The sequence below is a fragment of the Pseudomonas putida genome (genome assembly GCF_025905425.1).
Taxonomy (GTDB): domain Bacteria; phylum Pseudomonadota; class Gammaproteobacteria; order Pseudomonadales; family Pseudomonadaceae; genus Aquipseudomonas; species Aquipseudomonas putida_AF.
The window spans coordinates 4556541-4570602 of the sequence record NZ_CP109603.1 but is presented as its reverse complement, the minus strand read 5'-3'; the positions used below and the strand labels follow the sequence as shown (position 1 = coordinate 4570602).

Below are 14062 nucleotides of genomic sequence, written 5' to 3'. Positions count from 1 at the left end.
ACTACTTTCACTGGTAGTGGATCAGGCTAAGGTAAAATTTGTGGGCTCGAAAGAGCAAAACGAATTTTCGGCGAATGTCGTCTTCACAGTATAACCAGATTGCTTGGGGTTATATGGTCAAGTGAAGAAGCGCATACGGTGGATGCCTTGGCAGTCAGAGGCGATGAAAGACGTGGTAGCCTGCGATAAGCTTTGGGGAGTCGGCAAACAGACTGTGATCCAGAGATCTCTGAATGGGGGAACCCACTCAGCATAAGCTGAGTATCTTGTACTGAATACATAGGTGCAAGAGGCGAACCAGGGGAACTGAAACATCTAAGTACCCTGAGGAAAAGAAATCAACCGAGATTCCCTTAGTAGTGGCGAGCGAACGGGGACCAGCCCTTAAGTTGGTTTGAGATTAGTGGAACGCTCTGGAAAGTGCGGCCATAGTGGGTGATAGCCCCGTACACGAAAATCTCTTATCAATGAAATCGAGTAGGACGGAGCACGAGAAACTTTGTCTGAATATGGGGGGACCATCCTCCAAGGCTAAATACTACTGACTGACCGATAGTGAACTAGTACCGTGAGGGAAAGGCGAAAAGAACCCCGGAGAGGGGAGTGAAATAGATCCTGAAACCGTATGCGTACAAGCAGTGGGAGCCTACTTTGTTAGGTGACTGCGTACCTTTTGTATAATGGGTCAGCGACTTATATTCAGTGGCGAGCTTAACCGAATAGGGGAGGCGTAGCGAAAGCGAGTCTTAATAGGGCGTTTAGTCGCTGGGTATAGACCCGAAACCGGGCGATCTATCCATGGGCAGGTTGAAGGTTAGGTAACACTGACTGGAGGACCGAACCGACTACCGTTGAAAAGTTAGCGGATGACCTGTGGATCGGAGTGAAAGGCTAATCAAGCTCGGAGATAGCTGGTTCTCCTCGAAAGCTATTTAGGTAGCGCCTCATGTATCACTGTAGGGGGTAGAGCACTGTTTCGGCTAGGGGGTCATCCCGACTTACCAAACCGATGCAAACTCCGAATACCTACAAGTGCCGAGCATGGGAGACACACGGCGGGTGCTAACGTCCGTCGTGAAAAGGGAAACAACCCAGACCGTCAGCTAAGGTCCCAAAGTCATGGTTAAGTGGGAAACGATGTGGGAAGGCTTAGACAGCTAGGAGGTTGGCTTAGAAGCAGCCACCCTTTAAAGAAAGCGTAATAGCTCACTAGTCGAGTCGGCCTGCGCGGAAGATGTAACGGGGCTCAAACCATGCACCGAAGCTACGGGTATCATCTTATGATGATGCGGTAGAGGAGCGTTCTGTAAGCCTGTGAAGGTGAGTTGAGAAGCTTGCTGGAGGTATCAGAAGTGCGAATGCTGACATGAGTAACGACAATGGGAGTGAAAAACTCCCACGCCGAAAGACCAAGGTTTCCTGCGCAACGTTAATCGACGCAGGGTTAGTCGGTCCCTAAGGCGAGGCTGAAAAGCGTAGTCGATGGAAAACAGGTTAATATTCCTGTACTTCCAGTTATTGCGATGGAGGGACGGAGAAGGCTAGGCCAGCTTGGCGTTGGTTGTCCAAGTTTAAGGTGGTAGGCTGAGATCTTAGGCAAATCCGGGATCTCAAGGCCGAGAGCTGATGACGAGTTGCCTTTAGGCGACGAAGTGGTTGATGCCATGCTTCCAAGAAAAGCTCCTAAGCTTCAGATAACTGGGAACCGTACCCCAAACCGACACAGGTGGTTAGGTAGAGAATACCAAGGCGCTTGAGAGAACTCGGGTGAAGGAACTAGGCAAAATGGCACCGTAACTTCGGGAGAAGGTGCGCCGGCGAGGGTTAAGGACTTGCTCCGTAAGCCCATGCCGGTCGAAGATACCAGGCCGCTGCGACTGTTTATTAAAAACACAGCACTCTGCAAACACGAAAGTGGACGTATAGGGTGTGACGCCTGCCCGGTGCCGGAAGGTTAATTGATGGGGTTAGCGCAAGCGAAGCTCTTGATCGAAGCCCCGGTAAACGGCGGCCGTAACTATAACGGTCCTAAGGTAGCGAAATTCCTTGTCGGGTAAGTTCCGACCTGCACGAATGGCGTAACGATGGCGGCGCTGTCTCCACCCGAGACTCAGTGAAATTGAAATCGCTGTGAAGATGCAGTGTATCCGCGGCTAGACGGAAAGACCCCGTGAACCTTTACTATAGCTTTGCACTGGACTTTGAATTTGCTTGTGTAGGATAGGTGGGAGGCTTTGAAGTGGGGACGCCAGTTCTCATGGAGCCATCCTTGAAATACCACCCTGGCAACTTTGAGGTTCTAACTCAGGTCCGTTATCCGGATCGAGGACAGTGTATGGTGGGTAGTTTGACTGGGGCGGTCTCCTCCCAAAGAGTAACGGAGGAGTACGAAGGTGCGCTCAGACCGGTCGGAAATCGGTCGTAGAGTATAAAGGCAAAAGCGCGCTTGACTGCGAGACAAACACGTCGAGCAGGTACGAAAGTAGGTCTTAGTGATCCGGTGGTTCTGTATGGAAGGGCCATCGCTCAACGGATAAAAGGTACTCCGGGGATAACAGGCTGATACCGCCCAAGAGTTCATATCGACGGCGGTGTTTGGCACCTCGATGTCGGCTCATCACATCCTGGGGCTGAAGCCGGTCCCAAGGGTATGGCTGTTCGCCATTTAAAGTGGTACGCGAGCTGGGTTTAGAACGTCGTGAGACAGTTCGGTCCCTATCTGCCGTGGACGTTTGAGATTTGAGAGGGGCTGCTCCTAGTACGAGAGGACCGGAGTGGACGAACCTCTGGTGTTCCGGTTGTCACGCCAGTGGCATTGCCGGGTAGCTATGTTCGGAAGAGATAACCGCTGAAAGCATCTAAGCGGGAAACTTGCCTCAAGATGAGATCTCACTGGGATCTTGAATCCCCTAAAGGGCCGTCGAAGACTACGACGTTGATAGGTTGGGTGTGTAAGCGCTGTGAGGCGTTGAGCTAACCAATACTAATTGCCCGTGAGGCTTGACCATATAACACCCAAGCAATTTGAGCGTAAGGCGCCGAATTGTGGTGGTGAAGACGAAATAACCGAAAGTTCGTAACCACAAATATCGCATATCCGAATTCGCTGGGCTGTCCATCTGGACATTCTGGCTACAGAATTTCTTGACGACCATAGAGCATTGGAACCACCTGATCCCATCCCGAACTCAGTAGTGAAACGATGCATCGCCGATGGTAGTGTGGGGTTTCCCCATGTGAGAGTAGGTCATCGTCAAGATTCATTTCGCAAAACCCCTATCTGCGCAAGCAGGTAGGGGTTTTGTCTTTTCCTGGAACAAAAACCGTTCGCGAACCGGTCAATAGTCGCCTCCCACATTTCGAGCCAGATCACTAGAATAGAGCCCACGCATCCATTCAGAAGCTCGATATGCCCAACCCTGTCGAACCCGAAGCACTGGCCCAATTGCCGCTGGACGAACTCGTGGCTTGCCACGAATGCGACCTGCTGATGCGCAAGCCCGTGCTGCAGCACGATGAAAAAGCCCAGTGCCCGCGCTGTGGCTATGAGCTTTACGCCCACCGGCACAATGTGGTCAACCGCAGCCTGGCTTTGGTGCTCACCGCCCTGCTACTTTTCGTGCCTGCCAACTTTCTGCCGATCATGCAGTTACACCTGCTTGGCCAGACGTCGGACGATACGGTCTGGAGCGGCGTGGTGGGCCTGTATAACTCACAAATGCGCGGTGTGGCCGTCGTGGTCTTCCTGTGCAGCATGGCCATTCCCTTGGCGAAGCTGTTGTGCCAGTTGGCGGTACTGCTGAGCATTCGGCTGGACGTGGGGCGCAGCTATGGCTTGTTGTTCTATCGCATCTATCACCACTTGCGCGACTGGGGCATGCTCGAGGTCTATTTCATGGGCGTGCTGGTGGCGATCGTCAAGCTGGTGGACCTGGCTGAACTGACCGTGGGGTTGGGGCTGTTCTGCTTTATCAGCTTGTTGTTGATTCAGGTGTGGCTTGAGGTGGTGATGTCACCGCATCAGATCTGGAGTGCGCTTTCGGGGGAGGATCTCCATGCGGGCGATTGATGCAGGCATCCTTGTCTGCAATGAGTGTCACGAACTGAACAGGCAGGAGGCCGACAGCGCCTCGCAGACGTGCACACGCTGCGGTGCCATCGTGCATGGCCGCCGGCCGAACAGTATCGTGCGTACCTGGGCGTTGCTGATTGCGGCGTCCATTTTGTACATCCCTGCCAATCTGTTGCCGATCATGACTGTAAGCACACTGGGCCAGGGTAGCCCCGATACCATCATGTCGGGCGTCATTACCCTGCTCAAGCACGGCATGGTGCCAATCGCTGCGGTGGTATTCATTGCCAGTATTCTGGTGCCTACCTTCAAGCTGGTGGGTATTGGTTTGCTGCTGTACTCCGTTCAGCGTCGCCAGCCACTTTCGGCGCGCCAGCGGATCCTGATGTACCGCTTTATCGAATTCATCGGACGCTGGTCCATGCTCGATATCTTCGTCATCGCCATTCTGGTGGCGGTGGTGAATTTCGGGCGAATAGCCAGTGTCGAAGCCAACCTGGGCGCTGTCGCCTTCGCCAGTGTGGTGATTCTGACGATGCTCGCTGCTTTAACTTTCGATCCCCGACTGATTTGGGATAACACGGAGTCGGATGACGACCATGAGTGACCTGCCAACGGCAAAAACCCGCCCAGCTTCGAACTGGTCGGCCATCTGGATCCTGCCGCTGATCGCGTTGATGATCGGTGGCTGGTTGGCATGGCAGGCTTATCGTGATGCGGGTGTGGAAATCGAGGTTCGCTTCACCACGGGTGAAGGGATCGTCGCCAACAAGACCGAAGTCATCTACAAAGGCATGCCGGTCGGCAAGGTGACGGCTTTGGTGCTGGATGCCAAAGGTGCCAACCAGGGTGTAATTGCCACCATTGAAATGAACAAGGCTGCTCAGTCGCACCTGACCACCGGGACGCGCTTCTGGCTGGTCAAGCCAAGCGTCAGCCTGGCGGGTATTACCGGCCTGGAGACGTTGGTCTCAGGTAACTACATCGCCGTCAGCCCGGGTGAAGGGGAGAAGGCCAAGCGCTTCACTGCCTTGTCCGCAGCGCCGCCTTTGTCGGACAGTGAGCCGGGCTTGCACCTGATACTCAAAGCCGATCGACTGGGTTCGCTCAATCGCGACAGCCCAGTGTTCTACAAGCAGATACAGGTCGGCCGGGTGAAGAGCTACCGGCTTTCTGACGATCAGGACACGGTCGAGATCAAGGTGTTCATCCAGCCGGCCTACGCCAGCCTGGTGCGCAAACACACGCGATTCTGGAACGCCAGCGGTATCAGTATCGATGCAAGCCTGTCGGGGGTGAAGGTGCGTAGCGAGTCCCTGTCGAGCATCGTCGCCGGCGGTATTGCCTTCGCGACGCCGGAATACCGCAAGGACAGCCCGCCAACCGACCCCAGCCTGCCGTTTCGCCTGTATGAGGACTTCGATGCCGCCCAAGCCGGGATCCGTATCAAGGTCAAGCTGAGTGACTACGAAGGCCTGCAGGCCGGTCGCACGCCGGTGATGTACAAGGGGATTCAGGTCGGCTCGCTGAAAGCGCTGAAAATGGAGGATAACCTCGGCAGCGCCATGGCCGAGCTCACCCTCGACCCGCTGACCGAGGACTACCTGGTCGAAGGGACGCAGTTCTGGGTGGTCAAGCCGTCCATTTCCCTGGCCGGCATCACAGGCTTGGAGGCCTTGGTAAAAGGTAACTACATTGCCATTCGCCCCGGCGAGAAAGGCGCCAAGCCGCTGCGTGAGTTCGAAGCCCGACCCAAGGCGCCGCCGCTGGATCTCAAGGCCCCGGGCCTGCACATGGTGCTGTTCGCCGATACCCTGGGCTCGCTGGAAATCGGTAGCCCGGTGATGTATCGCCAGGTGAAAGTGGGCAGCGTGCAGAGCTACCAGTTCGCCCGCAATAGCAATCGCATCCTGATCGGTGTGCATATCGAGAAGGAATACGAGAACCTGGTCAACGGCTCGTCGCGCTTCTGGAACGTCAGCGGCATTACCCTGACCGGTGGCCTATCGGGCATCAAGATCAAGAGCGAGTCACTGCAGACGCTCATGGCTGGCGGCATCGCCTTCGATACGCCAAGGCCTGATGTAGCGCTCAAGCGTCATATTCCACGGTTCCGTCTGCATGAGAGCCAGGAGGCGGTCAATCGTGCGGGTACGTTGGTCACGATTCGTGTGGACCGTGCCGATGGCCTGAAGCCGGGTACGCCAATTCGCTTCCGTGGCCTGGACGTTGGCAGTATCGAGAGCGTCGACCTCACCGCAGACTTGCAGGCCGTGCTGCTGCGGGCGCGTATCACCGAAGCTGCAGAGCGAATTGCGCGCGTCGGTACGCAGTTCTGGGTGGTCAAGCCTGCCTTAGGCCTGGTGCGCACTGAGAATCTCGACACCTTGATTGGCGGCCAATACCTGGAAGTGCAGCCGGCAGCCAAGGACAAGGGCACGCAACGTGATTTCATCGCCCTGGCCGATGCCCCGCAGATTGCCGGGCCTGAGGTCGGCCTGCCATTGACGCTCAGCGCACCGCGGCGCGGCTCGATCAAGCCGGGTGTGCCGGTGACCTACCGTGAGGTCGCGGTAGGCAAGGTGACGGGCTTCGAGTTGGGCCAGAGTGCCGATCGCGTGCTGATCCATATCCTTATCGAGCCGCGCTATGCAGCCTTGGTGCGCAGTGGCAGCCGTTTCTGGAACAGCAGTGGCTTTGGCTTTGATTGGGGGCTGTTCAAGGGTGCGACGGTGCGTACCGAATCGCTGGAGACACTCATCGATGGCGGTATTGCCTTTGCCACACCGGATGGCGAGCAGATGGGCAACCCGGCGCGGCCGCAGCAGACCTTTGCCCTGTTCGACAAGGCAGAGGACCAATGGCTGCAGTGGGCGCCTAAGATCCAGATAGCCAAGTGATCTTTCTATCAGCAGGGCCCTTGTAGCCCCGGTTTTGACTTCGCCATAGATAACGCTGGGCTGCTACGCAGCCCCTTTCCGACCGGTCCGGCGCCCCGGCAAGGCCGCTCCTACAGAAGCGCGTGAGCGGTTAAATCGCAGGCAACAAAAAACCGACCCTAGGGCCGGTTTTTTGACAAGCATGTCGCTTAGGCAGCTGCAGCTTCTTTCAGCGCCTTGATGTGGCCATTCAGACGGCCTTTGTGGCGAGCAGCTTTGTTCTTGTGGATGATACCTTTATCGGCCATACGGTCGATTACAGGTACAGCCAGAACGTAAGCGGCTTGCGCTTTTTCAGCGTCTTTTGCGTCGATGGCTTTAACTACATTCTTGATGTAGGTGCGGACCATGGAACGCAGGCTGGCGTTGTGGCTGCGACGCTTCTCAGCCTGTTTTGCACGTTTCTTGGCGGAAGGTGTGTTGGCCACCGTCGAGCTCCTCGAAAGACTTTAGGTAAATAGCAAACAAAATAGGCCGCGAATCATGCCGATCAGTCGAACGGATGTCAAGGCCACCTGCAAGGTTCCGCCGAGCGGTGCGCCAACAAGAGGGAAAGATTCCTTTCTGCTGCGCGACCTGTAAACTCGGGAATTTTTGGCTCCCCTGCGAAGGCGCGGGAGTATCGCACATTCGAACGCTGTCTGCAGCGTCCTCTGTCTCTGACGTGAATCTTTTCGATGAATTTGCTCAAATCCCTGGCTGCGGTCAGCTCGATTACCATGATTTCCAGGGTGTTGGGCTTTGTGCGCGATACCATTCTGGCGCGTGTGTTTGGTGCCGGCATCGCCACTGATGCCTTTTTCATCGCGTTCAAGTTGCCCAACCTGCTGCGACGGATCTTTGCCGAAGGCGCGTTTTCGCAAGCCTTCGTGCCGATTCTGGCCGAGTACAAGACCCAGCAGGGCGACGAAGCGACCCGCACCTTCATCGCTTATGTCAGCGGCTTGCTGACCCTGGTCCTGGCCCTGGTCACGGCCGTTGGTATCTTCGCGGCACCCTGGGTGGTGTGGGCCACCGCGCCAGGTTTTGTCGACAGTGCCGAAAAATACGCGCTCACCACCGACCTGTTGCGGGTGACCTTTCCTTATATATTGCTGATCTCGCTGTCGTCCCTGGCGGGTGCGATCCTCAATACCTGGAACCGTTTCTCCGTCCCGGCGTTCACCCCGACCTTGCTGAACGTGGCGATGATCATCTTCGCCGTGGCGCTCACGCCGTATTTCGACCCGCCAATCATGGCGCTGGCCTGGGGCGTACTGGCGGGTGGCCTGGCGCAACTGCTGTACCAGCTGCCGGCATTGAAAAAGATCGGCATGCTCGTGCTGCCCCGCCTGAACCTGCGCGACACCGGTGTATGGCGCGTGCTCAAACAGATGCTGCCGGCGATCCTCGGGGTCTCGGTCAGCCAGATATCACTGATCATCAACACCATCTTCGCCTCGTTCCTGGTGGCCGGCTCGGTGTCGTGGATGTACTACGCCGATCGGCTCATGGAGTTGCCGTCCGGCGTGCTGGGCGTGGCGCTGGGCACTATCTTGCTGCCAACGTTGGCCAAGACCTATGCCAACAAGGACCGCGAAGAGTATTCACGCATCCTCGACTGGGGCCTGCGCCTGTGCTTCTTGCTGGTGTTGCCCTGCACCCTGGCCATGGCCATTCTGGCCGAGCCGATGACCGTGGCGCTGTTCCAGTACGGCAAGTTCAGCGCGTTCGATGCGGCGATGACCCAGCGCGCGTTGATGGCCTATTCTGTGGGCCTGTTGGCGATCATTCTGGTCAAGGTGCTGGCACCAGGCTTCTATGCGCAGCAGAATATCCGTACCCCAGTGAAGATCGCGGTGTTCACGCTGGTGTGCACCCAGTTGTTGAACCTGGCCCTGGTTGGCCCGCTTGCGCATGCCGGGCTGGCCCTGGCGATCAGCCTCGGTGCCTGCCTCAATGCCGGCCTGCTGTTTTGGAAACTGCGCAGCCAAGGGCTGTTCGAACCGCAACCGGGGTGGACCCGCTTCCTGTTTAAACTGGTGTTGGCGGTGACATTGATGTCGGCGGTTTTGCTGGCGGGCATGCACTATATGCCGGCCTGGGAGCAGGGCGGCATGCTCGAGCGCTTCGCGCGTCTCGGGGCGCTGATCCTGGCGGGTGTCGTAACCTATTTCGGCTGCCTGTACCTGTGTGGCTTCCGGCCTCGGCATTTCGCCCGCAAGGCCCTGCACTGAAGCCCAGAGCACGTCAGGCGTCGGTTTTTCGCATTCCACGCCACACCCGGGCGCTGCTGCCTGTCACCGGCGCTCGGGTGTGGTTATAATCGGCCACTTTATGAGCAAGAAGCGCGTTATGCAGCTGGTTCGAGGTCTTCACAACCTGCGCCCCGAGCACCGGGGCTGTGTCGCCACCATTGGCAACTTCGACGGGGTTCACCGTGGCCACCAGGCAATCCTGGCGCGTCTGCGTGAGCGCGGCCAGGCACTTGGCCTGCCGACTTGCGTGGTGATCTTCGAGCCACAGCCGCGCGAATACTTTGCCCCCGATACCGCGCCGGCGCGTCTGGCACGGTTGCGTGACAAGGTCGAACTGCTGGCCGCCGAGGGTATCGACCGGGTGCTGTGCCTGGCGTTCAACCAACGCCTGAGCAAGCTTGGCGCCGATGAATTTGTCAAAGCCATCCTGGTAGACGGCCTGGGCGTGCGTCACCTTGAAGTGGGCGACGACTTCCGCTTTGGCTGCGACCGCGCGGGCGATTTTGCCTTCCTGGTCGAGGCGGGCGACAAGTACGGGTTTACCGTCGAAGCCGCCAACACCGTGATCCAAGACGGTTTGCGGGTCAGCAGCACCGAAGTGCGCAAGGCCTTGTCCGAAGGTAACTTCGAACTGGCCGAGCACCTGCTGGGCCGCCCGTACCGTATCACTGGCCGCGTCCTGCACGGCCAGAAACTGGCGCGCCAACTCGGCACGCCCACCGCCAACATCCAGCTCAAGCGCCGCCGCGTGCCGCTGTCCGGGGTTTACCTGGCCAGCATCGAAATCGACGGCAAGGCCTGGCCGGGTGTCGGCAATATCGGCGTGCGCCCCACCGTTGCCGGTGATGGGCGCCCGCACCTGGAGATTCATCTTCTGGATTATGCCGGCGACCTGTATGGCCGGCGTCTGACGGTGGAGTTCCACCACAAGCTGCGTGAAGAGCAGCGATTCGCCTCCCTGGAGGCGCTGAAGTCGGCGATCGACGCGGACATCGCCGCCGCACGTGCACATTGGCACGCTCAACCGCTAACGAAGAGCCTGAAATGACCGACTACAAAGCCACGCTTAACCTTCCGGACACCGCCTTCCCCATGAAGGCCGGCCTGCCTCAGCGCGAACCGCAGATCCTGCAGCGCTGGGACAGCATTGGCCTGTACCAGAAGCTGCGCGAAATTGGCAAGGATCGTCCGAAGTTCGTCCTGCACGACGGCCCGCCCTATGCCAACGGCAAGATTCACATCGGTCATGCGCTGAACAAGATTCTCAAGGACATGATCGTCCGCTCCAAGACCCTGTCGGGTTTCGACGCGCCGTACGTGCCGGGTTGGGACTGCCACGGCCTGCCGATCGAGCACAAGGTCGAAGTCACCCATGGCAAGCACCTGTCGGCCGACCGCACCCGTGAGCTGTGCCGCGAATACGCCGCCGAGCAGATCGAAGGGCAGAAGACCGAGTTCATCCGCCTGGGTGTGCTGGGTGACTGGGACAACCCGTACAAGACCATGAACTTCGCCAACGAGGCCGGTGAGATCCGTGCCCTGGCCGAGATGGTCAAGCAAGGCTTCGTGTTCAAGGGCCTCAAGCCTGTGAACTGGTGCTTCGATTGCGGCTCGGCCCTGGCTGAAGCCGAGGTTGAATACGCCGACAAAAAATCCCAGACCATCGATGTGGCCTTCCCGGTCGCCGACGCCGACAAGCTGGCCGCCGCCTTTGGCCTGGCCTCGCTGGCCAAGCCCGCCGCCATCGTGATCTGGACCACCACCCCGTGGACCATCCCCGCCAACCAGGCGCTGAACATCCACCCGGAGTTCAAGTACGCCCTGGTCGATACCGGCGAGCGCCTGCTGGTGCTGGCCGAAGAGCTGGTCGAGTCGTGCCTCAAGCGCTACAACCTGGAAGGCTCGGTCATCGCCACCGCCCAGGGTTCGGCCCTGGAGCTGATCAACTTCCGCCACCCGTTCTACGACCGCCTGTCGCCACTCTACCTGGCAGACTACGTCGAGCTGGGCGCCGGTACCGGTGTGGTTCACTCCGCGCCTGCCTACGGTGAAGACGACTTCGTCACCTGCAAGCGCTACGGCATGGTCAACGACGACATCCTCACCCCGGTGCAGAGCAACGGTGTGTACGTCGAGTCACTGGAATTCTTCGGCGGCCAGTTCATCTGGAAGGCCAACCCGGCCATCGTCGAGAAGCTGAGCGAAGTCGGTGCGCTGATGCATACCGAAACCATCAGCCACAGCTACATGCACTGCTGGCGCCACAAGACCCCGCTGATCTACCGCGCCACCGCGCAGTGGTTCGTCGGCATGGACAAGCAGCCAACCACCGGCGAGCCGCTGCGTGAGCGCGCGCTCAAGGCCATCGAAGATACCAAGTTCGTCCCGGCCTGGGGCCAGGCGCGCCTGCACTCGATGATCGCCAACCGCCCGGACTGGTGCATCTCGCGTCAGCGCAACTGGGGCGTGCCGATCCCGTTCTTCCTGCACAAGCAGACCGGCGAGCTGCACCCGCGTACCGTCGAACTGATGGAGGCGGTGGCCAAGCGCGTCGAACAAGAGGGTATCGAGGCCTGGTTCAAGCTGGACGCCACTGAACTGCTCGGCGACGAAGCCGGCCAGTACGACAAGATCACCGACACCCTGGACGTGTGGTTCGACTCCGGTACCACCCACTGGCACGTGCTGCGTGGCTCGCACGACATCGGCCACGCCACCGGTCCGGTCGCCGACCTGTACCTGGAAGGCTCCGACCAGCACCGCGGTTGGTTCCACTCGTCCTTGCTGACCGGTTGCGCCGTCGACAACCACGCGCCGTACCGCGAGCTGCTGACCCACGGCTTCACCGTGGACGAGAACGGCCGCAAGATGTCCAAGTCGCTGGGCAACACCATCGAGCCGGAAAAGGTCAACAACACCCTGGGTGCCGACATCCTGCGCCTGTGGGTTTCGGCCACCGACTACTCCGGTGAAATGGCCGTTTCCGAGCAGATCCTGCAGCGCAGCGCTGACGCCTACCGCCGTATCCGCAACACCGCGCGCTTCCTGCTCTCCAACCTGTCCGGCTTCGACCCGGCCCGCGACCTGCTGGCCCCAGAGGACATGCTGGCCCTGGACCGTTGGGCAGTGGACCGCACGCTGCTGCTGCAGCGCGAGCTGGAAGAGCACTACAGCGAGTACCGTTTCTGGAACGTCTACTCGAAGATCCACAACTTCTGCGTGCAGGAGCTGGGTGGCTTCTACCTCGACATCATCAAGGACCGCCAGTACACCACCGGCGCCAACAGTGTCGCCCGCCGTTCGTGCCAGTCCGCGCTGTACCACATCAGTGAGGCGCTGGTGCGCTGGATCGCGCCGATCCTGTCCTTCACCGCCGACGAAATCTGGCAGTACCTGCCGGGCGAGCGCAACGAGTCGGTGATGCTCAACGGCTGGTACCAGGGCCTGAGCGAGCTGCCAGAAGGCATCGAGCTGGACCGTGCCTACTGGGATCGCGTCATGGCGGTCAAGGCATCGGTCAACAAGGAGCTGGAAAACCAGCGTACCGCCAAGGTCATCGGCGGCAACCTGCAGGCCGAAGTTACCCTGTACGCCGAGGAAGGCCTGAGCGCCGACCTGAGCAAGCTGGGCGACGAGCTGCGCTTCGTGCTGATCACCTCGGCTGCCAGCGTGGTGCCGTTTGTGCAGGCACCGGCTGACGCCGTGGCGACCGAAGTCGAAGGCCTCAAGCTGAAAGTGGTCAAGTCCGGTCACGCCAAGTGCGGCCGCTGCTGGCACTTCCGCGCCGACGTCGGCAGCCACCCGGAGCACCCGGAAATCTGCAGCCGTTGCGTCGACAACCTGAGCGGTTCGGGTGAGGTGCGCCACTATGCCTAACCCTGCAGCGGGGCGCTTCGGGCGCCTTGCCTGGCTCTGGCTGAGCCTGGTGGTCCTGGTCCTTGACCAGGTCACCAAGGTTTACTTCGAAGGCAAATTGAGCCTGTACCAGCAGATCGTGGTCATCCCGGACTACTTCAGCTGGACCCTGGCCTACAACACCGGGGCGGCTTTCAGCTTCCTCGCCGATGGCGCCGGCTGGCAGCGCTGGCTGTTTGCCGTGATCGCCGTGGTGGTCAGTGCGGTGCTGGTGGTCTGGCTCAAGCGCCTTGGGCGCAGCGAGACCTGGCTGGCCATCGCGCTGGCGCTGGTGCTGGGTGGTGCGCTGGGGAACCTGTACGACCGCATCGTGCTTGGCCACGTAGTCGATTTCATCCTGGTGCACTGGCAGAACCGCCATTACTTCCCGGCCTTCAACCTGGCCGACAGTGCGATTTGCGTTGGCGCGGTAATGCTGGCGCTGGATATGTTCAAGAGCAAGAAGTCCGAGGAGCCTGTCCATGACTGACATCCGTATTGGCCAGAACACTGAAGTCACCTTGCACTTCGCGCTGCACCTGGAAAACGGCGATACTGTCGACAGCACCTTCGACAAGTCGCCAGCCGTGTTCAAAGTCGGTGATGGCAACCTGTTGCCAGGTTTCGAAGCCGCGCTGTTCGGCTTCAAGGCCGGCGACAAGCGCACCGTCACTGTGGCCCCTGAGAGCGCCTTCGGCCAGCCGAACCCGCAGAATGTGCAAGTGATGCCGCGTTCGCAGTTCACCGACATGGAGTTGTCCGAAGGCCTGTTGGTGATCTTCAATGACGCCGCCAACGCCGAGCTGCCGGGCGTGGTCAAGGCGTTCGATGACGCGCAAGTGACCATCGACTTCAATCACCCACTGGCTGGCAAGACCCTGAGCTTCGAGGTGCAGATCCTCGACGTGAAGGCCTTGTAA

The 14062-nt window shown here is 59.0% G+C and carries 9 protein-coding genes and 2 rRNA genes; 10 read left to right on the top strand and 1 reads right to left on the bottom strand.

All coding sequences use genetic code 11. The features are described 5' to 3' along the window. Nucleotides 1-115: 115 nt before the first annotated feature. The 5 genes from OGV19_RS20570 (at nucleotide 116) to OGV19_RS20550 (ending at nucleotide 6972) form a co-directional block, all read left to right on the top strand. Nucleotides 116-3008, top strand: a 23S ribosomal RNA gene (locus OGV19_RS20570). Nucleotides 3009-3143: 135 nt separating this feature from the next. Further along, nucleotides 3144-3259, top strand: a 5S ribosomal RNA gene (gene rrf / locus OGV19_RS20565). A 150-nt stretch (nucleotides 3260-3409) separates the two neighbouring features. Beyond that, complete coding sequence (locus OGV19_RS20560; RefSeq protein ID WP_264310413.1) at nucleotides 3410-4069, top strand: paraquat-inducible protein A; 660 nt, start codon at nucleotides 3410-3412, stop codon at nucleotides 4067-4069. After that, complete coding sequence (locus OGV19_RS20555) at nucleotides 4056-4679, top strand: paraquat-inducible protein A (protein WP_264310412.1); 624 nt, start codon at nucleotides 4056-4058, stop codon at nucleotides 4677-4679. The genes OGV19_RS20560 and OGV19_RS20555 overlap by 14 nt, the downstream gene beginning before the upstream one ends. Continuing rightward, on the top strand, nucleotides 4672-6972 hold the full coding sequence (locus tag OGV19_RS20550; RefSeq protein ID WP_264310411.1) for a PqiB family protein: 2301 nt from the start codon (nucleotides 4672-4674) through the stop codon (nucleotides 6970-6972). The genes OGV19_RS20555 and OGV19_RS20550 overlap by 8 nt, the downstream gene beginning before the upstream one ends. Nucleotides 6973-7160: 188 nt before the next feature. Here the strand turns inward: OGV19_RS20550 and rpsT are convergent, their stop codons facing one another. Then, complete coding sequence (gene rpsT, locus OGV19_RS20545) at nucleotides 7161-7439, bottom strand: 30S ribosomal protein S20 (RefSeq protein ID WP_003247625.1); 279 nt, start codon at nucleotides 7437-7439, stop codon at nucleotides 7161-7163. 249 nt (nucleotides 7440-7688) lie between these two features. Between rpsT and murJ the strand changes: the two genes are divergently transcribed. The 5 genes from murJ to fkpB all read left to right on the top strand — a co-directional run bounded on the left by murJ (nucleotide 7689) and on the right by fkpB (nucleotide 14062). Beyond that, nucleotides 7689-9227 carry a murein biosynthesis integral membrane protein MurJ gene (gene murJ / locus OGV19_RS20540; RefSeq protein ID WP_264310410.1) on the top strand — a complete coding sequence of 513 codons (1539 nt, stop codon included), beginning with the start codon at nucleotides 7689-7691 and terminating at the stop codon, nucleotides 9225-9227. A gap of 118 nt (nucleotides 9228-9345) precedes the next feature. Further along, the gene (gene ribF / locus OGV19_RS20535) at nucleotides 9346-10296 is read left to right on the top strand and encodes a bifunctional riboflavin kinase/FAD synthetase (RefSeq protein ID WP_264310409.1); all 951 of its coding nucleotides are present in this window, start codon (nucleotides 9346-9348) and stop codon (nucleotides 10294-10296) included. Beyond that, nucleotides 10293-13124: an isoleucine--tRNA ligase gene (gene ileS / locus OGV19_RS20530; RefSeq protein ID WP_264310408.1), complete on the top strand. Its 2832-nt coding sequence runs from the start codon at nucleotides 10293-10295 to the stop codon at nucleotides 13122-13124. Before ribF ends, ileS begins: the two co-directional genes overlap by 4 nt. Then, nucleotides 13117-13632: a signal peptidase II gene (gene lspA / locus OGV19_RS20525; RefSeq protein ID WP_264310407.1), complete on the top strand. Its 516-nt coding sequence runs from the start codon at nucleotides 13117-13119 to the stop codon at nucleotides 13630-13632. The genes ileS and lspA overlap by 8 nt, the downstream gene beginning before the upstream one ends. Further along, nucleotides 13625-14062 (top strand): FKBP-type peptidyl-prolyl cis-trans isomerase, encoded by a 438-nt coding sequence (fkpB, locus tag OGV19_RS20520; protein WP_264310406.1) that lies wholly within the window; start codon nucleotides 13625-13627, stop codon nucleotides 14060-14062. Before lspA ends, fkpB begins: the two co-directional genes overlap by 8 nt.